This window comes from Mesorhizobium sp. M0174 (genome assembly GCF_040322275.1).
GTDB lineage: Bacteria > Pseudomonadota > Alphaproteobacteria > Rhizobiales > Rhizobiaceae > Mesorhizobium.
The window spans coordinates 135,553-161,449 of the sequence record NZ_JAMYTB010000004.1 but is presented as its reverse complement, the minus strand read 5'-3'; the positions used below and the strand labels follow the sequence as shown (position 1 = coordinate 161,449).

At 62.3% G+C, this 25,897-nt stretch carries 29 protein-coding genes; 8 read left to right on the top strand and 21 right to left on the bottom strand.

Going from position 1 to position 25,897, the window contains the following annotated elements; genetic code table 11:
* Positions 1-5: 5 nt before the first annotated feature.
* The 7 genes from NKJ13_RS10270 to NKJ13_RS10240 all read right to left on the bottom strand — a co-directional run bounded on the left by NKJ13_RS10270 (position 6) and on the right by NKJ13_RS10240 (position 8,539).
* Positions 6-2,567 (bottom strand): sensor histidine kinase, encoded by a 2,562-nt coding sequence (locus tag NKJ13_RS10270; RefSeq protein ID WP_352736770.1) that lies wholly within the window; start codon positions 2,565-2,567, stop codon positions 6-8.
* Between the two features lie 188 nt (positions 2,568-2,755).
* The gene (ahcY, locus tag NKJ13_RS10265; protein ID WP_352736769.1) at positions 2,756-4,156 is read right to left on the bottom strand and encodes an adenosylhomocysteinase; all 1,401 of its coding nucleotides are present in this window, start codon (positions 4,154-4,156) and stop codon (positions 2,756-2,758) included.
* A 411-nt stretch (positions 4,157-4,567) separates the two neighbouring features.
* Positions 4,568-4,864 (bottom strand): HPr family phosphocarrier protein, encoded by a 297-nt coding sequence (locus NKJ13_RS10260; protein ID WP_352736768.1) that lies wholly within the window; start codon positions 4,862-4,864, stop codon positions 4,568-4,570.
* Positions 4,861-5,262, bottom strand: coding sequence for a PTS sugar transporter subunit IIA (locus NKJ13_RS10255; protein ID WP_023677550.1), 402 nt, complete (start codon positions 5,260-5,262; stop codon positions 4,861-4,863). Before NKJ13_RS10255 ends, NKJ13_RS10260 begins: the two co-directional genes overlap by 4 nt.
* Positions 5,263-5,426: 164 nt before the next feature.
* Positions 5,427-5,873 (bottom strand): HPr kinase/phosphorylase, encoded by a 447-nt coding sequence (locus tag NKJ13_RS10250; protein WP_352736767.1) that lies wholly within the window; start codon positions 5,871-5,873, stop codon positions 5,427-5,429.
* Between the two features lie 31 nt (positions 5,874-5,904).
* Positions 5,905-7,689, bottom strand: a complete 1,785-nt coding sequence (locus NKJ13_RS10245; RefSeq protein WP_352736766.1) for a sensor histidine kinase — start codon at positions 7,687-7,689, stop codon at positions 5,905-5,907.
* Between the two features lie 148 nt (positions 7,690-7,837).
* Complete coding sequence (locus NKJ13_RS10240; RefSeq protein ID WP_023677547.1) at positions 7,838-8,539, bottom strand: response regulator transcription factor; 702 nt, start codon at positions 8,537-8,539, stop codon at positions 7,838-7,840.
* 342 nt (positions 8,540-8,881) lie between these two features.
* Here NKJ13_RS10240 and NKJ13_RS10235 point away from each other — a divergent pair, with 342 nt between their 5' ends.
* The 3 genes from NKJ13_RS10235 to NKJ13_RS10225 all read left to right on the top strand — a co-directional run bounded on the left by NKJ13_RS10235 (position 8,882) and on the right by NKJ13_RS10225 (position 11,758).
* Positions 8,882-10,492, top strand: coding sequence for a phosphoenolpyruvate carboxykinase (locus tag NKJ13_RS10235; protein ID WP_352616808.1), 1,611 nt, complete (start codon positions 8,882-8,884; stop codon positions 10,490-10,492).
* Positions 10,493-10,571: 79 nt separating this feature from the next.
* A complete protein-coding gene (gene arfB, locus NKJ13_RS10230; protein ID WP_023677545.1) occupies positions 10,572-11,009 on the top strand; it encodes an alternative ribosome rescue aminoacyl-tRNA hydrolase ArfB in 438 nt (145 codons plus the stop codon).
* Positions 11,010-11,140: 131 nt separating this feature from the next.
* Positions 11,141-11,758, top strand: a complete 618-nt coding sequence (locus tag NKJ13_RS10225) for an alpha-ketoglutarate-dependent dioxygenase AlkB family protein (RefSeq protein WP_352736764.1) — start codon at positions 11,141-11,143, stop codon at positions 11,756-11,758.
* A 174-nt stretch (positions 11,759-11,932) separates the two neighbouring features.
* Here the strand turns inward: NKJ13_RS10225 and NKJ13_RS10220 are convergent, their stop codons facing one another.
* The 12 genes from NKJ13_RS10220 to hisB form a co-directional block, all read right to left on the bottom strand.
* Entirely contained in the window at positions 11,933-12,382 is a 450-nt protein-coding gene (locus NKJ13_RS10220; protein WP_352736762.1) for a GtrA family protein, read from the bottom strand.
* Positions 12,360-13,052 (bottom strand): class I SAM-dependent methyltransferase, encoded by a 693-nt coding sequence (locus tag NKJ13_RS10215; protein WP_352736760.1) that lies wholly within the window; start codon positions 13,050-13,052, stop codon positions 12,360-12,362. Before NKJ13_RS10215 ends, NKJ13_RS10220 begins: the two co-directional genes overlap by 23 nt.
* The gene (locus NKJ13_RS10210; RefSeq protein ID WP_502896114.1) at positions 13,052-14,092 is read right to left on the bottom strand and encodes a glycosyltransferase family 2 protein; all 1,041 of its coding nucleotides are present in this window, start codon (positions 14,090-14,092) and stop codon (positions 13,052-13,054) included. Before NKJ13_RS10210 ends, NKJ13_RS10215 begins: the two co-directional genes overlap by 1 nt.
* Positions 14,093-14,170: 78 nt before the next feature.
* On the bottom strand, positions 14,171-15,130 hold the full coding sequence (gene coaA / locus NKJ13_RS10205; protein WP_352480184.1) for a type I pantothenate kinase: 960 nt from the start codon (positions 15,128-15,130) through the stop codon (positions 14,171-14,173).
* Positions 15,131-15,148: 18 nt separating this feature from the next.
* Entirely contained in the window at positions 15,149-15,475 is a 327-nt protein-coding gene (locus NKJ13_RS10200; RefSeq protein ID WP_254815934.1) for a phosphoribosyl-ATP diphosphatase, read from the bottom strand.
* 37 nt (positions 15,476-15,512) lie between these two features.
* The gene (gene hisF, locus NKJ13_RS10195; protein WP_352506058.1) at positions 15,513-16,307 is read right to left on the bottom strand and encodes an imidazole glycerol phosphate synthase subunit HisF; all 795 of its coding nucleotides are present in this window, start codon (positions 16,305-16,307) and stop codon (positions 15,513-15,515) included.
* Positions 16,304-17,140: an arginase family protein gene (locus tag NKJ13_RS10190; RefSeq protein ID WP_352736759.1), complete on the bottom strand. Its 837-nt coding sequence runs from the start codon at positions 17,138-17,140 to the stop codon at positions 16,304-16,306. The genes hisF and NKJ13_RS10190 overlap by 4 nt, the downstream gene beginning before the upstream one ends.
* 3 nt (positions 17,141-17,143) lie before the next feature.
* A complete protein-coding gene (gene hisA / locus NKJ13_RS10185) occupies positions 17,144-17,887 on the bottom strand; it encodes a 1-(5-phosphoribosyl)-5-[(5-phosphoribosylamino)methylideneamino]imidazole-4-carboxamide isomerase (protein WP_254815932.1) in 744 nt (247 codons plus the stop codon).
* Positions 17,888-17,889: 2 nt separating this feature from the next.
* Positions 17,890-18,180, bottom strand: a complete 291-nt coding sequence (locus NKJ13_RS10180) for a DUF1330 domain-containing protein (RefSeq protein ID WP_254815931.1) — start codon at positions 18,178-18,180, stop codon at positions 17,890-17,892.
* A gap of 3 nt (positions 18,181-18,183) precedes the next feature.
* On the bottom strand, positions 18,184-18,834 hold the full coding sequence (gene hisH, locus NKJ13_RS10175) for an imidazole glycerol phosphate synthase subunit HisH (RefSeq protein WP_352505976.1): 651 nt from the start codon (positions 18,832-18,834) through the stop codon (positions 18,184-18,186).
* A gap of 1 nt (position 18,835) precedes the next feature.
* A complete protein-coding gene (locus NKJ13_RS10170) occupies positions 18,836-19,309 on the bottom strand; it encodes a DUF2628 domain-containing protein (RefSeq protein WP_352736757.1) in 474 nt (157 codons plus the stop codon).
* Between the two features lie 4 nt (positions 19,310-19,313).
* Positions 19,314-19,913, bottom strand: a complete 600-nt coding sequence (gene hisB, locus NKJ13_RS10165) for an imidazoleglycerol-phosphate dehydratase HisB (protein WP_352505978.1) — start codon at positions 19,911-19,913, stop codon at positions 19,314-19,316.
* Positions 19,914-20,136: 223 nt separating this feature from the next.
* Between hisB and hslV the strand changes: the two genes are divergently transcribed.
* The 5 genes from hslV to NKJ13_RS10140 all read left to right on the top strand — a co-directional run bounded on the left by hslV (position 20,137) and on the right by NKJ13_RS10140 (position 24,283).
* Positions 20,137-20,688 carry an ATP-dependent protease subunit HslV gene (hslV, locus tag NKJ13_RS10160; RefSeq protein WP_254815927.1) on the top strand — a complete coding sequence of 184 codons (552 nt, stop codon included), beginning with the start codon at positions 20,137-20,139 and terminating at the stop codon, positions 20,686-20,688.
* Complete coding sequence (locus NKJ13_RS10155) at positions 20,678-21,220, top strand: GNAT family N-acetyltransferase (RefSeq protein WP_352477085.1); 543 nt, start codon at positions 20,678-20,680, stop codon at positions 21,218-21,220. Before hslV ends, NKJ13_RS10155 begins: the two co-directional genes overlap by 11 nt.
* Before the next feature lie 4 nt (positions 21,221-21,224).
* Complete coding sequence (locus tag NKJ13_RS10150) at positions 21,225-21,821, top strand: DUF2585 domain-containing protein (protein WP_352505979.1); 597 nt, start codon at positions 21,225-21,227, stop codon at positions 21,819-21,821.
* A 4-nt stretch (positions 21,822-21,825) separates the two neighbouring features.
* Positions 21,826-23,139, top strand: a complete 1,314-nt coding sequence (hslU, locus tag NKJ13_RS10145; protein ID WP_254815924.1) for an ATP-dependent protease ATPase subunit HslU — start codon at positions 21,826-21,828, stop codon at positions 23,137-23,139.
* A 184-nt stretch (positions 23,140-23,323) separates the two neighbouring features.
* Positions 23,324-24,283 (top strand): DUF1402 family protein, encoded by a 960-nt coding sequence (locus tag NKJ13_RS10140; RefSeq protein WP_352505980.1) that lies wholly within the window; start codon positions 23,324-23,326, stop codon positions 24,281-24,283.
* A gap of 35 nt (positions 24,284-24,318) precedes the next feature.
* On the opposite strand, the gene NKJ13_RS10135 is transcribed toward NKJ13_RS10140, so the two are convergent.
* Positions 24,319-25,548 carry an NAD(P)/FAD-dependent oxidoreductase gene (locus NKJ13_RS10135; protein WP_352506059.1) on the bottom strand — a complete coding sequence of 410 codons (1,230 nt, stop codon included), beginning with the start codon at positions 25,546-25,548 and terminating at the stop codon, positions 24,319-24,321.
* A 2-nt stretch (positions 25,549-25,550) separates the two neighbouring features.
* Positions 25,551-25,865 (bottom strand): MocE family 2Fe-2S type ferredoxin, encoded by a 315-nt coding sequence (locus NKJ13_RS10130; RefSeq protein ID WP_352505981.1) that lies wholly within the window; start codon positions 25,863-25,865, stop codon positions 25,551-25,553.
* Positions 25,866-25,897 lie beyond the last annotated feature (32 nt).

Here is a 25,897-nt window from a genome sequence, read left to right as displayed (position 1 = left end):
ACGCGCTACTCGGCCGCCGCACGAATGCCCGACGGCGTGTCGGGAAAAGCGCAAACAACCGTGGTGCCCTTATCCCTGCCGGTCTCGATGCGGACGCTGCCGCCATGGAGTTCGACAAAGCTCTTGACGATCGACAGGCCGAGCCCGGCGCCACGGCGGCGGCCGCCATTGGTGCGCGGCTCGAAGCGCCGGAACACTGACTCAAGCAGGTCCGGCGGCATGCCGGGGCCGTCATCGTGAACGGAAAATTCCACGCCGTCGGCAAGCTGGCGGCAAGCGAGCGTTATGGTGCTCGCCTCCGGCGCGTAATTGGCGGCATTGCTGAGCAGATTGTAGAGTATCTGGCGGACGCGGATCTCGTCGCCGTGGAAGGTCTTCGGCGCGGCAGCCGCGTCGATCCTAAGCTTGATCGCATGTTCCTCCAGCCGATCGGCGACCAGTTCGGCGGCGGCCGTAATGGTTCGATTGATGTGAACTTCGGAAATGTCGAGTTCCATGATGCCGGCATCCACCGTCGCCAGATCGAGGATGTCGTTGACGATGGTGAGCAGGACCGAGGACGACGAGCCGACATGCCCGATATATTCGCGTTGCTTCTGGTTCAACGGACCAGTCGACGGCAGTGAAAGAAGCTCGGTAAAGCCGATGATGTTGGTGAGCGGCGAGCGCAGCTCATAGGAGACGTGCTGCACGAATTCGTTCTTGATCTGGTCGGACTTTTGCAGCGCCTCATTCTTGTCCTTCAGTGCCCGCTCGACATTGACGCTGTCGGTAACGTCGACAAAGGTCATCATCACCTGGCCGTTGGGCAAAGGGATGACGGCGTAGCGCAAAACGGTGCCGTTGTTCAATTCGGTCTGGCCGTGGCGGTCGCGGCGCTCGTCGTCGAAGCCGGTGATGGCGGCAACGAACCCGCCCCATGGACTGTCGACGGCACGGCGGTCGCAAAGTTCGCGGATCGTCGAGACATGGACGTTGGGTTTTGAGGCATCGGCATCCAGCCCCCACAGTGCCGCGAAGGCCGGGTTGGACAATCTCAGCCTGCCGTCGGGGCCGAACACAGCGACGCCTTCGGCAAGGTTGTCGAGCGTCTCACCCTGAACCCGCACAGCGGTCTGATAGCGGCTTTCAAGGTCCATCTTCTCGGTCAGGTTCTCGAATACCCAGGTGACGCCGCCCTTGGGCTGCGGATTGGCGACGACGCGAATGGTTTTGCCGTCCGGCAGATGCCACCAATGCTCCTGCGATTCAACCGCGCGGTAAGCGCCGAGCAGGCTCTCTTTCCAGCGTCGCCATTCGGGCTGCTCGGCGATCTTGCCTTCGCTGCGCAGGCGGTCGAGCAGCAAGGCGTTATCCGGCGCGCTGTGCAGGAAGCCGCTGTCGAGGCCCCATAGTTTCTGGAACGCCTGATTGAAAAACCGCAATTTCTCGTCGGTATCGAAAATCGCCACGGCGGTGTTGAGCTGATCGAGCGTGTCGGCGTGGCTCTGCACGGTCCGCTCATATTCGGCGCGAATGGCCTCGATGGCGCTGATGTCGCAGGCAAGACCAGCCGAACCATCCGCCCCGGCAAAATCGGTCACGGCAAACATACGGCGGTCGCCTTCGATCACCGTGGAGAGCGTCTGTTCGAAGACGGGGTGCGACTTGTGCTGCTCAGCGATCGTGTCGCGCGCCTGGCCTCCGAGGAATTCCTTGCCGTCACGAACCGCCGCTTCGGCATTCTCGGCCTCGACCGCTTCGGCATAGGCCCGGTTGACCCATTTCAGCCGCCCGTCGACGGCCCGCAGCCATGATGGCATCTTGAGCGCATCCAGAAGGCCGATCAGCGTCTCATGGTCGGCGGCTAAGCGCTGGTTCTCGATCTTCAGCCTGGCCTGGCTTCGCTGTGTCTCCGAAAGCGAGACGAAGCGAACCAGCACATGCGCCGCACTCTTGCGGCCGTGAACCTCGAGCGGCTGGCCGGCCTGCGATTCGATGACCAGATCGAACGGCTTTGCCTTGTCCCGCAGTGATGCGACGGCATGTTCGAGTGCGGCCGCCGAACGCGGCATCAGCCAGCGGCCGAAAGCCAGGAAGGCCGCCCGGTCCTCCGGCGCGCCGCTCTCGATCGGCAATGTCCCGACAAGCTCGGGCTTCTTGTTCTCGGCCGCCCATACCACCACGCGCTGATCGCGGGAATGGAGCAGCGCCTCCGAGCGCTGCAGCGCGGCATTGACGTCGGCGATGCGGGTCCTGAGCTCGGCATTTTCCGCCGCGGTGCGCGCCCGTTCGCGGATCAGAAAGATGGCCGACAGCAATGCCGCCCCCATGACGCCGACGAACATGGCGAGTTGCATGACCTCGACCGTGCTGACCGACAGCCCGGCCTTTTGCGCCGCGCGGGTTTGGGCATGTGCAGCAGAGCCAAGCAGCGGACCAACCAGCGCGGACGAAGCAAGCAGCACTCCGATACGGCTGCCGGCACGCCACAAAAGGCTGCCGCCTCTGGCAGCGGAGCCCGTGACCCAATCGTTATGGCCGCCGGAAACGGCCTGTCCCGCGCAAGGCGGGTTATCCCCCGGCATGTCTTGGTCCTCTTCGCCGCCTGAATGCAAGACCGCCCTGATGCGTGCGCCCGGGCCTCGTCCCCGGACCGCGAATCAGCACCATAGCGCTTGCGCGAATCGGCGTGAAGAATCAATCAGCGCAAAAATAAAGCCGGGCGAAAAGTCAATCGCCCGGCTCCAATATCTAGTGGCAAGTTTCGCCGTGGTTAATAGCGGTAGTGTTCCGGCTTGAACGGTCCCTGCGGAGTGACGCCGATATAGGCGGCCTGTTCGCCGGACAGTTCGGTCAGGCGGGCACCGAGCTTGTCGAGATGCAGGCGCGCGACCTTTTCGTCGAGATGCTTCGGCAGGACATAGACCTGGTTCTCGTACTGGCCGGGCTTGGTGTACAGCTCGATCTGGGCCAACACCTGATTGGTGAAGGACGCCGACATGACGAAGCTCGGGTGGCCGGTAGCGTTGCCGAGGTTGAGCAGGCGGCCTTCCGACAAAAGGATCATCCGCTTGCCGTCCGGGAAGGTGATCATGTCCACCTGAGGCTTGATGTTGGTCCATTTCAGGTTGCGCAGCGAGGCCACCTGGATCTCGTTGTCGAAGTGACCGATGTTGCCGACGATCACCATGTCCTTCATCAGGCGCATGTGGTCGAGGGTAACGACGTCCTTGTTGCCGGTGGTGGTGATGACGATGTCGGCCGTCGGCGCCGCGTCTTCGAGCGTGACCACCTCGAAACCGTCCATCGCCGCCTGCAGCGCGCAGATCGGATCGACCTCGGTGACCTTGACGCGGGCGCCGGCGCCCTTGAGCGAAGCCGACGAGCCCTTGCCGACGTCGCCATAGCCGCAGACAACCGCGACCTTGCCGGCCATCATCGTGTCGGTGCCGCGGCGAATGCCGTCGACAAGCGATTCCTTGCAGCCATATTTGTTGTCGAATTTCGACTTGGTGACGGAATCATTGACGTTGATCGCCGGGAACGGCAGCAGGCCTTTTTTCTGCAACTGATAGAGCCGGTTGACGCCGGTCGTCGTCTCTTCGGTGACGCCGCGGATCGCTTCCTTCTGCTTGGTGAAGAAGCCGGGCGATGCCTGCATGCGCTTCTTGATCTGGGCAAACACGATCTCTTCCTCTTCGCTGCCCGGATTGGACAGCACATCCTCGCCGGCCTCGGCGCGGGCGCCGATCAGGATGTACATGGTGGCATCGCCACCGTCATCGAGGATCATGTTGGAGGTGCCGCCATCGGCCCACTGGAAGATCTTGTCGGTGTAGACCCAATAATCCTCCAGCGTCTCGCCCTTGACGGCAAACACCGGAATTCCGGCCTCGGCAATGGCCGCGGCAGCGTGGTCCTGGGTCGAGAAGATATTGCAGGAAGCCCAGCGGATGTCGGCGCCGAGCGCTTTCAGCGTTTCGATCAGCACCGCCGTCTGGATGGTCATGTGCAGCGAACCGGTGATGCGCGCGCCCTTGAGCGGCTTCTTGTCGCCGAATTCCTCGCGGCAGGCCATCAGGCCGGGCATTTCGGTTTCGGCGATCTCGATCTCCTTGCGGCCCCAGCCGGCAAGCGCGATGTCAGCGACCACATAGTCCTTGCTACCCGTCATGGCAGTGCTCCGATGCGAATTGATTGCGGGACGCGCCCGCCCCGAAGGCATTTCGGAGGGCGCGAGTTGCCGGCCTGACTAGCAGATCGGGAGTGGGACGACAATGGGATATAAAGAAATCTTTATCCGTGCATGTCTTCAGCGGCGGCGGCCATGAGAGCGCGCAGAAGGGGTGCTGTCCAAGGTGGCCGTCCCTCAGACCTCAGATCGGCAACACTTTCAAAGCCGGAAACAAAAACCCGCCTCGGCGGGCGGGTCTTCGGGGCCAATTGCCACCATAACGAAATTAGTAGCATAGCTGCCGGCACAAAGCAAGAACAAAATACGCGACGGTCGCGCAAAAATGCGATTTCCTTCACCGCCGCAAGGTTGCGCCCGAACATGCCGTAGCAGGTGCCGTCGGCGAAGCCGTCAGCACTCCTCGCCGAAACGGGAAGCAACTAGTTGCTCCAGCGCATCGATGACCTCTTCGGCCTCCGGGCCGGTGGCGGTGACGCGTATCGAATAACCGGGGCTCGCCGCCAGCATCATCAGGCCCATGATCGAGGTGCCGCCGACCTTGACGCCGTCCTTCTCGACCTGGACCGTGGCGTTGAAGCCGCTGGCGACTTGAACGAACTTGGCCGAGGCGCGTGCGTGTAGGCCGCGCTGGTTGACGATCGGAAAGTCGCGAACGATCTTGTCCTTTTCCGGCAACAGCGCGCTCATTTGCTGCTCAGGAGTTGACTGGCGACATTGATGTATTTACGGCCGGCAGCCTGCGCCTCATCCAGCGCGGCCGTCATGTTGTCGCCCTTGCGAACGCTGGACAGCTTGATCAGCATCGGCAGGTTCATGCCGGCAATGACCTCGATACGCCCGGATTCCATCACGGAAATGGCGAGGTTAGAGGGCGTGCCGCCGAACATGTCGGTCAAAACGATGACGCCTGATCCCGTATCGACGCGGCCGACTGCCTCGATAATGTCGCGGCGGCGCTGTTCCATATCGTCGTCGGCACCGATCGCCACGGTCTCGAAATTGTCTTGTGGCCCAACGACATGTTCCACGGCATTGCGGAACTCGGCGGCCAGTTGACCGTGCGTTACAAGCACGAGTCCGATCATTCTTTGGTGGCTCCCGTCATCGCCGCTTCACAGGCGCATTTTATGCTCGCCGACCGTTCCAGGTGGCGGGAGCGCTATCTTGTCGACGCAAGGCCCGTTGACAAGCCCAAAATTGCGCCGGCCCAAGCCAATTTGACGCATTGCAGCAAAAAATCGAAATCGGATCACAGGAAAGGTGCAATCGACAGGCGCGACATCACTGCCGGCAAGGCCGCCGCTACATTGCGCCCGGCAAGATCGATGCGCGGCACTGGTACGCCGACAACGAGTTCGCTGCAGTCTTCCTGGAAGCGGGCCATTTTGCCGGCTGGCACCAGCCGGATAATGAGGTCGATCACGCAGCTTGGCTCGAACTGTATCGGTTTGGGGCCGAATCCCGGCACCTCGACGAGGCCGGCTATGCTGGCTGGTGCGCGGCAGACCAGCCGCCCGTCGCAATCTGCAGCATAGAGCTGGTCATCGCCGATCAGCCGGGAAAACAGCTCACGCTGGCTGCAATGATCGATCAGGGCGAGCGCCAGCGTCGTCTTGCCCAAACCGGACGGTCCGGTGATGAGAATGCCGCGATCGCCTATCAGGATCGCGGTGCCGTGAATATTTTCAGGCTGCACAACAGGACCAGGCGTGATTGGAATTCATCCGTCAGCCTTCCGCCGGCAGCGTCACCACGAAGCGCGCGCCCTTGATCTCGCCAGGCTTGGTGCCCGGGATGTTCTCGGCGCTCAGCGTGCCGCCATGGGCTTCAACGATCTGCCTGGATATCGACAGGCCAAGGCCCGAGTTCTGACCGAACGCCTCGCCGGCCGGCCGATCGGTATAGAACCGCTCGAAAATGCGGTCGATGTTATCGGCACGGATACCGGGTCCATTGTCGTCGATGGTGACGATGTTGAACTTGCCGGCGCGCGCCAGCGATATGGTGATGTGGCCACGTTCCTCGGGAACGAACGAGCGGGCATTCTCGATCAGGTTGGTGATCACCTGGCCGATCCTCAGATCATGACCGACGACGAAGTAGCCTTTCACGCCCTGTGGCAGTTTGGCGACCTTAAATTCGATCTCGACCGCCTTCTTGTTGCGCGTGGCCTCGCGCGAGACGGCGACCAGATCGGTGATGAACTTCTTGAGGTCGACGGTTCCTGCATCTTCCCGCGCCAGCTCGGCATCGAGACGGGAGGCATCGGAAATATCGGTGATGAGACGGTCAAGCCGCCTCACATCGTGCTGGATGATATCCATCAGCCGGCTGCGCGAATTGTCGTTCCTGGCCAGCGGCAATGTCTCCACCGCGCTGCGCAGCGAGGTAAGCGGGTTCTTCAACTCGTGCGAGACATCCGCGGCAAAACTTTCGATCGCCTCGATGCGGGCGTAGAGCGCGTTGGTCATGTCGCGCACGGCGATCGACAGATTGCCGATCTCGTCCTGGCGGTCGGAGAAGTCGGGGATTTCCTCGCGGTTCTTGACGCCGCGGCGAACCCTGACCGCCGCCGCGGAAAGCCGGCGCAGCGGGTTGGCGATGGTGGAGGCCAGCAGCATCGACAGGATGGCGGTAACCAGGGCGGCAATGCCGAACACGCGCAGGATCGCCTTGCGCTCGGCCGCGACGATCTTGTCGATGTCGCCGCCTTCGGTCGACAGCATCAGCACGCCGAGAACGGCACGGAAGCGCTGGATCGGCACCGCCACAGAAACGATCTGCTCGCCCTGCTCCGAGATCCGCACGATCGTCGACGGGCTGCCGGTAAGCGCCTTGACCACTTCCGGAAACGCGGCGCCGTTGCCACCCGGCTGCTCGCGATAGACAGGCAGCTGCTTGTTGCGGAAGAAATCGAAGACGAATTTCTGGATGCGCTCCAGAAGGTCTGGCTGTTCCTCTTCGACCGGCGGCAAATCGTAGCGAAGGATCTGGCCGCGCGAATAGAGATGGCGGGAATCGAGCAGCAGGTTGGCGTCGCGGTCGTAAATGCGGGCGCGTGTGCGCGTCGGCGAGATCAACCGCCTGAGCACCGGCGCCACGCGCTCCGGATTGATCGGAAAATCGAGGTTGTCGAGCTGATCGGAGCCCGGGCCGAGGCTTTCGCCGGCCTGCAACTCGAGCAGCTTCTCCGGATCGATGCTGATCGAATCGGTCTCGACCGTCGCCGAGGCGGCGATCGCGCCGGCGATGATCTCGCCTTGAGTCATCAGGCTCTCGACCCGGGCGTCGATCAGCCCGTCACGAAAGGTATTGAGATAGAGAATGCCGGTGACCAGGACGGCAAGGCCGGCAAGGTTGAGAAAGAGGATACGCCGCGTCAGGCTGGAAAAGATGTGATGGCCGAGAAACCGGCGCATCGGCACCGTAATTTTCGACACGAAGGCGGGCAGAATCCGCGGCGGGCGCCTGGCGGCGCCCGACCGTCTCACTCGCTCTACTTCCACTGCCATCGAATAGCAGCTCCCGCTCGGTAATTAGTGAGTAGTGAGTAGGCAGCAGGAATAGAGAAATGGTTGGCTGAGATCGCGGCGATGCATGAGTGGCCGCTCGCATCATTCAAAACTGACTACCGACTATTCCCTACTGCCTACTGCCTATTCATGCTTCGCGGAACCGATATCCGACTCCGTAAAGGGTTTCGATCATTTCGAAGTCATCATCAACGGCCTTGAACTTTTTGCGCAGCCGCTTGATGTGACTGTCGATGGTGCGGTCATCGACATAGACCTGCTCATCATAAGCCGAATCCATCAGCGCATCACGGCTTTTTACGACCCCCGGACGCTGTGCCAGCGAATGCAGGATGAGGAACTCGGTGACGGTAAGCGTCACCGGCTCGCCCTTCCAGGTGCAGGTGTGGCGCTCCTGGTCCATGACAAGCTGGCCGCGCTCAAGCGACCGGGCCTGCTGGTTGGGCGCCTTGGCCGCCGCCTCGCGGGTGCTGGCGCGGCGCAGCACGGCGCGGACGCGCTCCACCAGAAGACGCTGCGAGAAGGGTTTGCGGATGAAGTCGTCGGCGCCCATCTTGAGGCCGAACAGTTCATCGATCTCATCGTCCTTGGAGGTCAGGAAGATCACCGGCAGGTCGGATTTCTGACGCATCCGGCGCAGCAACTCCATGCCGTCCATGCGCGGCATCTTGATGTCGAGGATGGCGAGGTTCGGCGGGCGCGCCGCCAGTCCCTCCAGCGCCGATGCCCCATCCGTGTAGGTTTCGACCCGATAACCCTCGGATTCAAGGGCGATCGAAACCGAAGTCAGAATGTTGCGATCGTCGTCGACAAGCGCGATTGTTGCCATTTCAAGCGGCTCCCTCATGAGCTGTCCCTTCTTTCGTCGAGAAGGGGCTTTTGCAGGACAAATTAGGTACAAAATGTGGCACAGGCTGTATCCGCTGTCACGCGCGGCATGTCGACGGCCACAATTGTACCTCGATATGGATTGGACGAATGAACATCGCCAATCCTTTGGGCAACCATCAGTGTTTTTGCACATATAAACGATTTAAACAACTTTCAAAATATTTAAATCGATTAATGATTTGATATCATTCGCCTTTTCTGGTTTTGACGTTTTTAGCTCCTGCAATGGGGGTTCCGGAATTCGCCGGTAAAGACGCGGTAAATCGAAGAAGGGACACCCATGTCGGAAGCCGGCAAACGCAATCCTGCATGTGCAATCGATCGCATCGGCCTGAGAACCACGGGCGTGGTACGCTATAATTTCGGCGCGGCCGCGCTCTACGAGGAGGCAATCCGCCGTGGCGAGGCCCGACTCACCGCGCATGGCGCGCTTGCCGCCGAGACCGGGCAGCACACCGGCCGCTCGCCCAGGGACAAATTCGTGGTGCGCGACGAAAGCACCGCGCCGCATATATGGTGGGACAACAACAAAGCGATTTCGCCGATCCAGTTCGATACGCTGCTTGCCGATTTTCGCGCCCACGCGGCTGGAAAGGACCTTTATGTGCAGGACCTGGTCGGCGGCGCCGACGAGGAACTGAAGCTGCCGACCAGGGTGATCACGGAGCTTGCCTGGCACTCCTTGTTCATCCGCAATCTGCTCATCCGACCGGCCGCCGCCGAACTCGAGCATTTCATGCCCGATTTGACGATCATCGACCTGCCGTCGTTCCGCGCCGATCCCGCCCGCCACGGCACGCGCGGCGAAACGGTGATTGCCGTCGATCTTTCGCACATGATCGTGTTGATCGGCGGTACCTCGTATGCCGGCGAGATGAAGAAGTCGGTGTTCACCGTGCTCAACTATCTGCTGCCGGCAAAAGGTGTGATGCCGATGCACTGCTCGGCCAATGAAGGGCCCGTCGGCGACGCGGCCGTTTTCTTCGGCCTTTCCGGGACCGGCAAGACGACGTTGTCGGCCGACCCGTCGCGCACGCTGGTCGGCGACGACGAGCATGGCTGGGGACCGCACGGCATCTTCAATTTCGAGGGCGGCTGCTATGCCAAGACGATCAAGCTTTCGGCCGAAGCCGAGCCGGAGATCTTCGCCACCACCCAGCGCTTCGGCACGGTGCTGGAGAATGTGGCGCTCGACGCAGGCCGCGTGCCGGATTTCGACGACGGCGGGCTGACCGAAAACACACGCTGCGCCTACCCGCTCCACTTCATCCCCAACGCCAGCAAGACGGGGCGCGCCAGCCACCCGAAGAACATCATCATGCTGACCGCCGACGCATTCGGTGTGATGCCGCCGATCGCGCGGCTGACCCCGGCGCAGGCCATGTACCATTTCCTCTCCGGCTATACCGCCAAGGTGGCGGGGACCGAGAAGGGTGTTACGGAACCCGAAGCGACATTTTCGACATGCTTCGGCGCACCGTTCATGCCGCGGCATCCGTCGGTATACGGCAATCTGTTGCGCGAGCTCATCGCCCGCCACGGCGTCGATTGCTGGCTGGTCAACACCGGCTGGACCGGCGGCGCCTACGGCACCGGCAAGCGAATGCCGATCAAAGCAACGCGGGCGCTGCTTGCGGCGGCGCTCGACGGCTCGCTGAAAGCGGCCGACTTCCGCACCGACGCCAATTTCGGTTTCGACGTTCCCGTGACGGTTGCCGGCGTCGACCGCGCCATTCTCGACCCTAGATCGACCTGGATCGACAAGCCCGCCTACGACCGGCAGGCGGCAAGGCTGGTCGGCATGTTCGTCGACAATTTCGAAAAATTCGAAGCCCATGTCGACGCCACCGTGCTCGGCGCCGCACCACGCATGCAGGTAGCGGCTGAATAGCCGTCGCCCCTGGTGATGCTTCAAGGCCCGGCTTCGATCGGGCCTTTTCTTTTTTCGCCTGCCGCGCCATGAGTGCGGCATGAACGCCGACGACAAGATCATCATTACCGACGATGCGGTGATTAATCCGGGCGACCTGCACGAGGACTTCATCCGTTCGTCCGGCCCGGGCGGCCAGAACGTCAACAAGGTGGCGACGGCAGTGCAATTGCGCTTCGATGCCGCCAATGCGGCTGGCCTGTCGGAGCGGGTGCGCGAACGGACCATCAAGCTTGCCGGCCAGCGCGCCACCAAGGACGGCGTCATCGTCATTGAAGCCGGACGCTTCCGCACCCAGGAGCAGAACCGGGCGGACGCCCGGGCGCGGCTGACGGCACTGGTCGCCAAGGCCGCCGAACCACCACCACCGCCGCGCAAGAAGACCAGGCCGTCCAAAGGCGCGGTCGAAAGACGGCTCAAGAGCAAGGCCGGGCGCGGCTCGATCAAGAAACTGCGCGGCCGGGTCGGGGATGAGTGACAGCCGAAGCGGCTTCCGATCTCAGATCGCCGGTTAAAGCGCGCAGCCACCGTCGGAGGCGGCTTTCGGGTCGCCGTTTTCATTTGACGGTGGCATTCTGATTTCTCCAGACCAACGGATTAAGCGACGCGATGCTCGTACTGCCCAAAGGCGTCCGCCATATGCCCGGCTACCTGTCGCGCGCCATGCAGGAAGTGCTGGTGGAAAATATCAGGCAGGTCGTGCAGAACGCGCCGCTGTTCGTGCCGGCGATGCCGCGTACCGGCAAGGAGATGAGCGTGCGCATGACCAATTGCGGTCCGCTGGGCTGGGTCACCGACAAGGAGCACGGCTATCGCTACCAGCCGACCCACCCGGTGACCGGAAGGCCTTGGCCGCCGATCCCGGAGATGCTGCTCGAACTGTGGCGGGATGTATCTGCCTATGCGCACCCGCCGGAAGCCTGCCTGGTCAATTTCTATTCGCAGGATGCCAAGATGGGTCTTCACCAGGACCGCGACGAGAGCGATTTCTCCGCGCCTGTCGTCTCGGTGTCGCTCGGCGAGGATTGCCTGTTCCGGATCGGCCAGACGACGCGCGACGGCGCCACCAAATCGTTCAGGCTGAGGAGCGGCGACGTCGTCGTGCTTGGCGGCGAAGGGCGGCTCTGCTTTCACGGCGTCGACCGTATCTACCCGTCGACCTCGGCATTGCTCAGGAGTGGCGGCCGCATCAATCTGACGCTGCGACGGGTGACGATGCCGAAATAGGCTGTTCAGGTGGCCGGGGGTGCCAGTAGCACGACCGCCGTTGTAGCGTTTGGCCAGCAGCAGGGCACTGCCCGGCCAGGGTTGCAAGCCCGGAGCCTGGCGGTGCGTTGCATCGTTGCGCGCACGCCAGGCCTGGAGCGCCAACAGCCGATCTCGGGCGGTCCGGGAATCGCATCATCTCGAGCCGTTCCGCAAACCTAGACCAGCACTGGCGAATACCCAGTGGCGAAGCACCACATAGTTGACGAGCGGGACCACGATGCATGTCAGCACAATCGGGATCTGCGCCTGCAGGCCCAGAATCCCGGACAACACGGCGGGCAGAAGAAATGACACCGCCAGACCAAGCAATGTCAGCACGAAAAAGCGAGGCGCCTCGAAACGATGCGCCCCGCTGGACGCGAAGGTAAAATACTTGTGCCCGGCATAGGAGAAGAGGGCGGCGATGGCGTAAGCGAGCACCGAGGCCGAAGCCGGCCGCAGCGACACCGCGTCCCCCATCGAAAATACCGCGGCAAGCAGTGCGTAGAGCAGAGTGGCGCCAAAGCCGATAATCAGGAAACGCGCCGGCTGCTTTGCAAGTCTGAAGCCCGAACCGGCGCTAAACACGGCCGCTGCACACATATTGCGCCCCGAGCGGCAGGTGCGAGACCCAGCCCTCGACCTTGCGCGCGACGGAATTCGCGAAGGGAAACATCAGGAAATGCCTGCCTGCAACCTGTGTGAGGCCGGCCGCCTCCAGGAGACGGCCGGCTTTGCGGCGACTGATCAGGACAGCATCTTCATCGAAGGGGCAGCGGAAGACGGCCAGGCGTGTCAATGGATTGAACGGGTTGTGCTCGATCACCGACACGACGCCGCCGGGCCGGACGACGCGCCGCATCTCGGAAACAAAGCTCGGCCAATGTTCAGGCGGCACATGATGGACGACGCAAACGGCGAATGCGAGGTCGAATGTGCCATCCGCGTAAGGCAGCACGGGAGCCGTGTAGTCGGCATAGGTGACCCAGGGGTTTTCCTCACGCGCCCGGGCGATGGATTCCCTCGAAATGTCGCAGCCATGAAGGTCTGAAAAAAGCGGCTTCACGTAGGGATGCAGTGCGCCGACCCCACAGCCAACATCAAGCGCCCGAACGCAACCGTCGCGCCTTGCAATACCACGCTCGGCGATCAGGTCGGCAAGGAGGACTGACTTCGCCTGCAGGAAGAAGTCATGCTTCAGCCCGGAGAAGCTGATCGAGTCGTCGACAGTCCTGTTATAGGTGGTGCGATATTGATCGAAGAGTTCGGCCATCAACCAAACCTTCTGTCGCGTGACGCCGACAACGTCGCCTCGGTGTTTCGATTGTCGACTTCCGCCCGGAGCGCGTCCTCGAAGCCAGTAAGGCGATCAACGACATAGAGCGGCCGGCGCTTGATCTCGGAGTGGATCCCGCCGACATAGAGGCCGACGATACCGGTCATGAACAGGTTGATCCCGGACAAGAAGGAAACAATCACAACTGTCGACGTCCAGCCTTGGACAACACCGAAACTGAATGCCCAGGAAGCCACGGCAAAGAGCCCGAGCAACGCGGCTACCCCCGAGATAGCGAGCCCGGCCCAGAGCGCCATACGCAATGGTTTTTCCGAAAAGCCGATGACCCCGTGGACAGCCAGGCGGAGCATCTTCCAGAAAGGATACTTTGTTTCACCTGCGGCGCGCGCCGGTCGCTCGAATGAAACCGCCGTCTGCTTGAATCCCATCCAACCGAACATGCCGCGCACGAAACGGTTGCGCTCCGGCATCTGCTTGAACGTATCGAGAGCCTTGCGGCCGATTAGTCGGAAATCGCCAACGTCGCGGGGAATGTCGACCGAAGTCATCTTCTCCATCAGCCGGTAGAAGATGCTGGCTGTCAGCCGTTTGAACCAGGTTTCGCCTTCGCGCCGCATACGCCTCGCGTAGACGATTTCATAGCCCTCCTTCCACTTTTCCACCAGTTGGAGAACGACTTCAGGGGGATCCTGGAGGTCGGCATCCATGACCACCACGGCTTCCCCGGCAGCCGCATCCATGCCGGCCGTAATTGCAATCTGGTGCCCGAAATTGCGCGACAGTTCGATCAGCCGGAAGCGTGGCTCCTCGGCAACCATCCCACGCAGGTAGATCACACTCGTGTCGGTACTGCCGTCGTCGACGAAAATAGCCTCTGCCGGTGCGTCCAGCGCGTCGAGCAGGGCGACTATTCGCCGGATAAGGAGTGGAAGAACCGCCTCCTCGTTGAAGATCGGAATGACCAGGGAATAGCGGGGCTGCCTCGCACGAACTCCGGTACTGCTCGCGTTGATCACAGACTGCTCCCGACAGATCCGCTGGAATTGCCCATCGAACACTAGCCGGGATAGCCTAAGGCGCCGTTAACCGCGCCGTTACAGTTTCCTGAGCGCCACTTCCTCGACCAGATGGTTGGCGCCCTTGCGCAGGATGAGATCGGCTCGGGCGCGGGTGGGCAATATATTCTCGCGCAGATTCTTCAGGTTGATGTTGGTCCACAGGCCCTCGGCGATGGCGCGGGCCGCATCCTCGGAAAGTTGCGAATAGCGGTGAAAGAAGGAGGCCGGGTCGCGGAAGGCGGTTTCGCGCAACCGCATGAAGCGGGCGATATACCAGTGATGGATCAGCGCCTCCTCGGCATCGATGTAGATGGCAAAGTCGAAGAAATCCGACAGGAAAGGCACGATCTTGCCGTCCTTCGGCAGCTTGCCCGGCTGCAGGACGTTAATGCCTTCGAAGATCAGGATGTCGGGCCGGTCGATGGTCTGGAACGCGCCCGGAATGACGTCATAGGTCAGGTGCGAATAGACCGGCGCGCGGACGTTGCGCTGCGCCGATTTGATGCCGGACAGGAAACGCAGCAGCGCGCCGACGTCGTAGCTGTCGGGAAAGCCCTTGCGCTCCATCAGATTGTTGCGGCGCAGGACTTCGTTCGGCAGCAGGAAGCCGTCGGTGGTGACCAGGTCAACCTTGGGACTCGACGGCCAGCGCGCCAGCAGCTCCTTTAGCACGCGCGCCGTGGTCGATTTGCCGACCGCGACGGAACCGGCAATGCCGATGATGAACGGTGTCTTGGCCGCGTCCAGCGCGTTGAAGAAGGCCTGGCGCTGCCTGAACAGGAGTTGACTGGCTTCGACGTGAGCCGACAACAGCCGCGACATCGAAAGATAGATGCGCTCGACTTCGTGGAGATCGACCGGATCGTTCAGCGACCGCAGACGACGGATTTCGTCCTCGGTGAGCGTCATCGGCGTATCGGCGCGGAACCGCGACCATTGCTCGGCCGAGAAGAAACGATAGGGTGAATACTTCTCGGTAGGAGCGAGCTGGTCCATCGAGTTCCTCCGCAGCGATCAGCCCCGGTCCAGCCGAGACGCCTTTTCGGCGATGCCCGAACGACCGGTGCGGCGTTCAAGCTCGTTGAGCACATCGCTCAGCGGAATGTCCGCTATGCCGAGAACGACAAGCCAATGATAGATGAGATCGGCGCTTTCCGAAACAAGCGCGTCCCGGTCGGCGCTGACGGCTGCGATCACCGTTTCGACCGCCTCTTCGCCGAGTTTCTGCGCTGCCTTGCTCATGCCGCGCTGAAAGAGCTTGGCCGTCCACGAATCCGGATCGCCGGAACGCGCGCGTTCGCCAATAATCTTCTCCAGATCGGAGAGCGAGAACTCGGTCATGACGGCGTTTACAGCCTCTTCTTAGCCGGAAAAGGCTCTAGGACCGATTACCCGGTGAGTCCAGCCGCATCGGCAGTCCGGCCTGAGCCATGTGCAGCTTGGCCTCGGCGATGCTGTAGGTGCCGAAATGGAAGATCGACGCCGCCAGCACCGCGCCGGCATGGCCGTCGCGAATGCCTTCGACAAGGTGGTCGAGCGTGCCGACGCCGCCGGAAGCGATGACCGGCACGCGTACGGCGTCGGCGACCGCGCGGGTAAGGGCTATGTCGTAGCCGGCCTTGGTGCCGTCGCGGTCCATTGATGTCAGCAGGATCTCGCCGGCGCCGAGATCGACCACTCGCCGAACGAACTCGACAGCGTCGATGCCGGTCTTCTCGCGGCCGCCATGGGTAAATATTTCCCAGCGGTCGGCCTCGCTCGCAGCGGACACTTTCTTGGCATCGATGGCGACGACGATGCACTGGTTGCCGAATTTGTCCGCTGCTTCGGCGACAAAATTTGGGGTCTTCACCGCCGCCGTGTTGATCGACACCTTGTCGGCGCCGGCCAATAGCAGCTTCCTGATGTCGGCGACCTGACGGACGCCACCGCCAACGGTCAGCGGCATGAAACATTGTTCGGCGGTGCGGGCTACTACATCGAAAATGGTCTGGCGGTTTTCCGACGAGGCGGTGATGTCGAGAAAGCAGAGCTCGTCGGCGCCGGCCGCGTCATAGGCTTTTGCCGCTTCGACGGGATCGCCGGCATCGACCAGGTCGACGAAATTGACGCCCTTGACGACACGGCCGTTCTTGACATCCAGACAGGGGATGACGCGGGCTTTCAGCATCAGATCCTCTCGATCGCCGCAAGAAAGTCGACGAGCAGCTGGCCGACGACGGGCGGAACCTCGGACTGGGAATCAAAGGCCGGGTCGTATGCCGAGAGCGTAACGCCCGCGATCGGGATAGACCTGGCCAGTCCGCAGGCAAGCTGCCGTAACTGTTCCGGGCTCGGACCGCCCGGATGCGTGTAGCGGTTCACCTGCAGCACATTCGGATCGACGACGTCCAGGTCGAGATGCAGATGCGCCCGCACAGTCACTGTCGCCGTGAGCTTTCCGATCATATCGAGTGCACCGGCACATTCGGTGCGCACGATCGGCAAGGTTTCCAGCAGGCGCTTTTCGTCGGGATCGACGTCGCGGGCATCGACCAGCATGCAGCGCGCCGGGTTTATCGGCCGGAACCCCGGAATCGCTGCCGCCATCGGACGCCAGCAGAGCCCGAGAGTCGCCGCCAGCGCCATGCCGTCGAGAAAGCCGTAGGCCGACGTCTCCGGCGTGTTGAGATCGCCATGCTGGTCGATCCAGATGATCGAATCCGCAGCTTCACCGGCAACCGCACCGGCGGCGGTCAGGCAATTTCCAGCAAAGATAATGGGGAAGCGTCCTCCATCGCGGGCGAGGCCAACCTTGGTCGCGACAGCGTTGCAGACGGCGAAGCCGGTTGCGATTTCGCGCCCCTGCTCGTCTCCCACCTTGCCGATATCTTCGACGGCGACTTCATGGCCAGCCACGGTCAGGGCTTCGACGAGCCCACCGCCAACAATGGCGTCCGGACCCTGGCCGCACCCTTCGTGATAGTGCCCGCTGTCATAGGGAGCGAGGATAATCGAGACCTTCACGTTTCACACCCCTGCCATCGGTTTGCCACGCAGGATCGCCAGTGCCTCGGCCGGATCGATGCGGCCGTCGTAGAGCGCGCGACCGGAGATCGCGCCTTCGAGCTTCTGCGCATCGGGCATGGTCATGCGCACGATGTCGGCGATCGAGGCGAGCCCGCCCGAGGCGATGACCGGGATCGAAACCGCCTCCGCAAGATCGATGGTGGCGTCCCAGTTGATGCCGCTCAGCACCCCGTCGCGATCGATGTCGGTGTAGATGATGGCGGCGACGCCGGCGCCTTCGAATTTCCTCGCCAGTTCGATGACGCCGAGACTCGAGGCCTCGGCCCAGCCTTCGACCGCGACCTTACCGCCCTTGGCATCGATGCCGACGGCGATCTTGCCCGGGAATGCCTTGCAGGCCTGCCTGACCAGATCCGGATCGCGCACCGCCACGGTGCCAAGAATGACGCGGGCCAGCCCACGGTCGAGCCAGTCCTCGATCTGCGCCAAGGTGCGGATGCCGCCGCCGAGCTGCACCGGACTGCTCGTCGCCTTGAGGATGGCGCCGACCGCGGCGCTGTTGACGCTCTGGCCCTTGAAGGCGCCGTTGAGGTCGACGACGTGCAGCCATTCGAAGCCCTGCTCTTCGAAGGCGCGCGCCTGAGCGGCGGGATCGTCGTTATAGATCGTCGCAGTTGCCATGTCGCCATGCCTGAGGCGCACACATTTGCCATCCTTAAGGTCTATGGCCGGAAACAGGATCACCTTCAGGCGCCTTCGACGATGACAAAGTGGCCGGTCGAGCCGGCGAGCCTGTACTTCAAGGCCTCCTGGTATTCAGGCGAGCCGTAGCATTCCAGCGCCATTTCATAGGATTCGAATTCCACCAGCACGTGGCGATTGCCTGTCGGTCCTTCCGGGCTGATATACCGCCCGGCGCGCACCGGGAACTTCGCCCCGTATTTCGCGAAAGCCGCGGCATTGGCCTCGATGTACTGCTTGTAGATCTCGGGATCGTGGACATCGACCATTGCCATCCAATAGCCCTTCTTGCTCATGGTTCAGGGCCTCCAGCCTAGGAAATTGGTGATCAGCGCCAGGCCCAGCGCCTGGCTCTTCTCGGGGTGGAATTGCGTTCCGGCCAGGTTGTCGCGGGCGACAGCGGCCGTTACCGGGCCGCCGTAGTCGGCAACCGCCAGCACCTCATCCTCTTTCCGTGCATCGAGATGGTAGGAGTGGACGAAATAGGCGTGCAGTCCCTTGCCGCCCGTCGCAATGCCGGAAAACAGCGGATGCTTGCGCTTCAGGTCAATCGTGTTCCAGCCGATCTGCGGGATCTTCAGTGTCGGATCGGCCGGCGTGATCTCCTTGACGTCGCCGGCGATCCAGCCAAAGCCCTTTGTGACGGTCTTTTCCAGGCCCCGCTCCGACATCAGCTGCATGCCGACGCAGATGCCGAGGAACGGCCGAGCCTTGGCGATCGCCACCTCCTCCACCGCTTCCCACATGCCGGCGACCGCACGCAGTCCAGCGGCGCAATCGGCATAGGCACCGACGCCGGGCAGGACGATGCGGTCGGCGGTCCTGACCCGCTCGGCATCGGCGGTGAGTTCGATCGCGGCGGCAATGCCGGCTTCATGCGCAGCACGCTCGAAGGCCTTGGTGGCCGAGCGCAGATTGCCCGACCCGTAGTCGATGATCGCGACCCTCATCTCAGGGCTTTCCCGGAATATGGTTCAGCCCCAGTGCCAGGCCCATCTGCGCCGGCCGGGCATGTGCTGCGTCTGGGACGATACGCTGCGCATGAGTTTGTGAATCCGAATCCGCAGCGGCTTCCAACACATAGCGGATGTCGGCGTCGTCGAGCCTGTCGGCCTCGACGACACCCCATTCATGCCAGCCGCGGCGACGAAGGGCTGCAATTCGCAAGCCTTGTCCCTCCAGCCCGACAAAGAGCATGACAAGGAAGGATAAAAGCGAGCCGGCTGTTTCCAGGTCCAGCCTTTCGCCCAGCATCGAGAGCAGGCCCATGGCGACAAACGCCAATGCCGCCTCAACCCACAGCCGGTGCCAGGCCAGCCACAGCGGCGGCACCACGAAGCCGAGCCAGGCAAAGCCGTCACGGATAAAGATGGTGTCCACGCTTTCACCGCGGCCTGGCGGCTCCATCACGACATAGATGGCCATGGCGTTACCCTTTCAGGGATCCCTTGGTGGAGGGAACCGCGTCCAGCTGGCGCAGGTCGCGCTCAAGTGCCGAACGCAACACACGCGCCACGGCCTTGAAGCAGGTCTCGGCGATGTGGTGGTTGTTGGCGCCGTAATGATTGGTGATGTGCAGCGTGATGCCGGCATTCTGCGCCAGAGCGTGGAAGAATTCGCGCACCAGCTCGGTGTCGAACGTACCGATCTTCGGCGACGAGAACGAAACATTCCAGACCAGAAAAGGCCGGCCGGAGACATCGATTGCCGCCCGCGTCAGTGTCTCGTCCATGGCGAGGTCGATCGAGGCGTAGCGCATGATGCCGCGCCGCTCGCCCAATGCCTTGGCCAGCGCCTGGCCGAGGGCGATGCCCGTATCCTCGACGGTATGGTGGTCGTCTATATGCAGGTCGCCCTTGGCCTTCACGGTCATGTCGATCAGCGAATGGCGCGACAACTGGTCCAGCATATGGTCGAAGAAGCCGACGCCCGTCGAAATGTCGGATTTGCCCGAGCCGTCGACTTGAACCGACACGGAGATGTCGGTTTCCCTGGTCTTGCGGCTTATCTCGGCGGAACGGGGCGCCATGACCTCATCCTTGTTTCAGATTTGCACGTCAGGCGTTCACAGGCCTGAAAACGAAAGCCTTCTAGCAGCATGATCCGGCGATTGCCAGTTACCGCTGCGGAGCACTATCCGGCCCGGCGGATGGCCGGTTTGCAATCGTCCGGCCTATGCATACATATGGCCGATCAAGTCACTCGTAACGCACCGATCGCCTCGATGGGATCGGTGCTTGTCGGAGCAGGAAATGTCGAATGAACTGACCATGCATGCCACGACCATCCTGACCGTGCGCAAGGGCGGCAAGGTGGTGATCGCCGGCGACGGCCAGGTCAGCCTCGGCCAGACGATCATGAAAGGCAACGCCAAGAAGGTGCGCCGCATCGGCAAGGGCGGCAACGTCATCGCCGGTTTCGCTGGCGCCACCGCCGATGCCTTCACTCTGCTCGAGCGGCTCGAAGCCAAGCTCGAACAATATCCCGACCAGCTGACACGCGCCTGCGTCGAGCTTGCCAAGGACTGGCGCACCGACCGCTATTTGCGGCGGCTGGAAGCGATGATGCTGGTGGCCGACAAGTCGGTGTCGCTGGCGCTGACCGGCACCGGCGACGTGCTGGAGCCCGAATTTGGCGTCATGGCCATCGGTTCCGGCGGCAATTACGCGCTGGCAGCGGCACGCGCGCTGATGGACAGCGACAAGGGCGCAGAGGAGATCGCCCGCAAGGCGATGCAGATCGCGTCAGACATTTGCGTCTACACAAACAACAACTTCGTCGTCGAAACCCTCGATGCCGCCTGAGCGGAGCCTCCGCTATGGTTTTCGGCCGGTGACCCAGAGGGACCTGCCGATGATCGCCGGCTGGCTTGCCGAGCCGCATGTCGCCGAGTGGTGGGACGACCCAGAGACCGAGATTGCGGAGATCCGCGAGCATATCGACAGCATTTCGGTCGAGCCGCTAATTATCGAGCTGGACGGAAAGCCCATCGGCTATTTGCAGAGCTACGATCCGCATCTGGAGGACGGCCATCCCTATAGCGACCAGCCGTTCGGCACGCTCGGCATCGATCTGTCGATCGGCGTGCCGGAGCTTGTCGGGGTCGGCCACGGCTCCGCGATCGTCCGGCAGTTCGTCGAGCAGCTTTTCGAGGAAGGTACGCCGCGCGTCATCATCGACCCGGACCCCGCCAATGCACGGGCTATCCGTGCCTATGAAAAGGCCGGTTTCACGGCTATCGATCGCAGGAAGTCGGAATATGGCGATGCCGTGCTGATGGCGATTGATGCCCCAGAGGGTGATGCCGGACAGGGTGACGCAGAAGAGGGGCAATAGCAGCATGAGCGTATCCAGCGACAAAACCGTCTCGGCCTACGAAGACAGTTGGCGAATGGGGCTCCTGCTGGTTCTCGGCCTGGTTATCTTCCAGGCCGGGGTCCTCTATGGCATGGGGCGGACGCCGATCTGTACCTGCGGCTATGTCAAGCTGTGGCACGGCATCGTGCAAAGCTCGGAGAATTCCCAGCATATTTCCGACTGGTACAGCTTCTCGCACGTCATTCACGGCTTCCTGTTCTATGCGCTGGCGTGGTTCCTTTTCCCGCGCTCGCCGATCGGGCTCAGGCTGGCGTTTGCGGTCGTCATAGAGGGCGGCTGGGAGCTGCTCGAGAACAGCCCTTTCATCATCGACCGCTACCGCGCCGGCACGATCTCGCTCGACTATTATGGCGACAGCATCATCAATTCGGTGTCCGACACGCTGGCCATGGTGCTGGGGTTTGTCATGGCGCGAAGGCTTCCTATATGGGTGATCGTCACCCTCGCCCTCATCTTCGAATTCGGTGTCGGCTATCTCATCCGGGACAATCTGACACTCAACGTGATCATGCTGCTGCATCCGTTCGAGTCCATTCGGCAGTGGCAAAGTGGAATTTAGTGATATGAGCACCTTCTCTCCCCGCGAAATCGTTTCGGAACTCGACCGCTTCATCATCGGCCAGAAAGACGCCAAGCGTGCGGTGGCGATTGCCTTGCGCAACCGTTGGCGCCGCCAGCAGCTCGAGGGCCAGATGCGCGAAGAGGTGATGCCGAAAAACATCCTGATGATCGGCCCGACCGGTGTCGGCAAGACCGAGATTTCACGCCGCCTGGCACGCCTTGCCGGTGCGCCTTTCGTCAAGGTCGAAGCCACCAAGTTCACCGAGGTCGGTTATGTCGGCCGCGACGTCGAGCAGATCATCCGCGATCTGGTCGAGATCGCCATCGGGCTGGTGCGCGAGAAGATGCGCGAGGACGTCAAGGCGCGTGCCCACATCAACGCCGAGGAACGGGTGCTCGAAGCGCTCGTCGGCAAGACGGCGAGCCCGGCCACCCGCGACAGTTTCCGCAAGAAGCTGCGCGACGGCGAGCTCGACGACAAGGAGATCGAGATCGAAGTGGCCGATACCGGCAATGGCGGCATGCCTGGCTTCGAGATCCCCGGCATGCCGGGCGCCAATATCGGCGTGCTCAACATCAACGACATGCTGTCGAAGGCGATGGGCGGCAAGAAGACCAAGTTGCGCAAGACGACCGTCAAGGAGTCCTACGGGCTGTTGATCAGCGACGAGTCCGACAAGCTGCTCGATCAGGACGAAGTGGTGCGCCGGGCCCTCGAATCGACCGAGAATGACGGCATCGTCTTCCTTGACGAGATCGACAAGATCGCCTCGCGCGAAGGCGGCATCGGTGCCGGTGTTTCGCGTGAAGGTGTACAGCGCGACCTGCTGCCGCTGGTCGAAGGCACCACGGTTGCGACCAAATATGGACCGGTGAAGACCGACCATATCCTGTTCATCGCCTCGGGCGCGTTCCACGTCGCCAAGCCCTCCGACCTGCTGCCGGAATTGCAGGGCCGCCTGCCGATCCGCGTCGAGCTGCGGGCGCTGGAGAAGGACGATTTCGTCCGCATCCTTACCGAGACCGAAGCCAGCCTGATCAAGCAATATATCGCGCTGATGAAGACCGAAGGCGTCGACCTGGTCTTCACCGATGACGCGATCGATTCGTTGGCCGGCATCGCCGTCGACCTTAACGCCAGCGTCGAGAATATCGGCGCCAGGCGGCTGCAGACGGTGATGGAACGGGTACTGGACGACATCTCCTATGACGCGCCGGACCGTAACGGCACCTCGGTGACAATCGATGCCGCCTATGTCGAGAAGCATGTCGGCGACCTCTCCAGAAACACGGACTTGTCGCGTTTCATCTTGTAGGAGACTCTTGATTCTCTAAGAGGCCGGGGAATTACCCCCGGCCTCCGTCAAATTCGGCCCGGCATTCCGGAGGTGTGGCCAAATGGAAGCATCCGGCAAGCTTTCGTCCCGTCCGGTGCAGGCGTCTCTCGACTCCCGGTGGAGCATTACCCTAGTTTGCCGCCGATTATTTGGGCGGCGGCGCATGAAAAAACTGATCCTCGTCATTTTGGGGCTGACGCTGGCGACAGCCATGTTCGCCGCGCAAGCGGAAACGATGGTGCCGCCGGGCAACCGCAACACCGAGCAGCCTGACATACCGGGCGCATCGAGCCGGCGCACCCAGGCGACCAACACCACCTTCCAGGCGAAATACCGCAAAGTCTTTGCGCTGCTCCAGAACGATGCCGAGTTGCGCGGCAAGATCAAGCAGGCAGCCGCGGCCTATGGCATCGACCCAATGCATATCGTCGGCGCCATCGTCGGCGAGCACACCTACAATGTCGATGCCTACGACCGGCTGCAGACCTACTACGTCAAGGCGATCTCGTATTTGTCGAGCAAGCTCTCCTTCGCCTATGACGGCGAGGACATCACCGATTTCGTGCAGCGGCCGCAATTCGCCAAATGCGCCGGGAAGTCCGATAGCTACGACCTATGGGAGTGCCGCGAGCAGGTGTGGAACCGGTCGTTCCGCGGCAAGACCGTCAACGGCGAGAGCTTCCCCAACGACCGCTTCGGTGCCACTTTCTTCCAACCTTATTATGCCGGCCAGACTTTTGGCCTTGGCCAGCTCAATCCGTTGACGGCGCTGGAAATGAGCGACCTCGTGCACAAGGTTTCCGGCCTGCCGGAACTCGACGTCGGCGACCCCAACGCGGTCTACAAGACCATCATGGATCCTGACCTGACACTGCCTTATGTCGCAGCAACGATCCGGAAATCGATCGACGCCTATAGAAGCATCGCCGGCTACGACATCTCAGGCAATCCCGGCCTCACGTCGACGCTCTACAATGTCGGCAACCCCGAACAGCGCGCCTATGCGCTGAAGGCCGAAAACGACAAGCGCCGCGCTGCGGGCGAGCCGGAAAAATTGCCTGAGGAAAATTACTATGGCTGGCTGATCAACGACAAGCTGCCGGAGCTGAAAGCGCTGTTTTAGCCGAACGCGTTCGGCCAACTATCCACGCCCTCAGCTCACGCCGCCAGCAGTGACTTCAGCTTGACCGTTTGCGAGCCTAGCGCTTCCGGCGCCGGCTTTGCCTGCTTTGCAATCAGCATCTCGGCCAGCCTTATGTCGCGGGCGACCGCGTTGCCGGGGCCGATGCCGCTTGCCGCAACCAGCCTGCCGTCCTCGGCCAGATGAAACAGGATGAAGGCGCCGTCGCCAACGTCGCGGCGAACGATGCTGCGGCCTTCGTCCGACAGGCCGGCGATCTGCAGGGTCAATCCGTACTGATCCGACCAGAACCAAGGCACCGCCGAATGCGCCTCGCCGGCGCCAAGCATGTTCCTTGCGGCGAGTGCGCCCTGCTCCTGCGCATTGCGCCAGGCTTCCAGCCGCACGCGCCGGCCGCCATAGATAGCGAGCGGAAACGAACAGCAATCGCCGGCTGCAAAGATATCCCGGTCGCTGGTGCGAAGCTCGGCGTCGACGGCGACACCATTGTCGATGGTCAGCCCCGCCTGCCCGGCAAGTCCGGTCACCGGCACGGCGCCGATGCCGATCACGGCAAGATCGGCGACAATGTCGTGTCCACCGGCAAGCGCGATGCGCACTTCGGCGCCGTCATCGGCAATGGCCGCGATGCCCTGGCCGCACAGGATTTTTACGCCTTCGGCTTCATGCGCCTGATGGATGACCTGCGCGATCTCGGCCGGCACGCCGCGCATCAGAATGCGCGGCTGCGCCTCGATGACGGTGACCGCGGCACCCAGCCTGCGCGCCGCCGCGGCGAGCTCGAGCCCGATGAAGCCGCCGCCGACTATGGCGATGCGATTGCCGGCGTTGAGATGGGCACGAATGGCCAGCGCGTCGTTGAAGGTTCGCAGGTAGACGCAGCGCCCGCCAAGGCCCGGCATAGGCAATTTGCGCGGCACAGACCCGGTCGCCAGCAGGAGCTTGTCGTAGGCCAGGGCGGAACCGTCTGACAGGCGCACGACATGCGCCGTGCGGTCGATCGCCACAGCCAGAACCGAATGGATATGCCGGATAGAGCGCTCGGCCAGGATCGCGTCGCTGGCGATCGCCTTGATCAGGGGCGCGTCGGCGACCATCGCGTCTTTCGACAGTGGTGGGCGCTCATAGGGAAGATGCGGCTCGTCGCCGACCAAGGTTACGGGGCCATTATAGCCGAGCTCGCGCAGCGCAAGGGCGGCGCGCCCGCCGCATTCGCCGGCGCCGATGACGACCATTCCCTTCGTCATCATCAACCGATCCGGACAAGGACTTTGCCGGCGCCGACTTTGACCGGATAGGTCCTTAGGTCGACGCAGACCGGCGCGCCCCTGGCAGCCCCTGTCTTGTAGTTGAAGCGGCCATTGTGCTTCGGGCACTCGATGATGTCGTCCATGACCAGCCCGTCGGCCAGATGCACCTTCTCATGCGTGCAAAGCCCGTCGGTGGCGAAATACTCGTCGTCGGGGCTGCGATAGATAGCAAAGGTGCGGCCGCCATGGTCGAAGCGCATCACGTCCTCTCCGTCGATGTCCTCGGCGTCACAGGCCTCGACCCAGTCGCTCATTTACGGTCCCTCGATTTTGGGTGCCTCGGCAT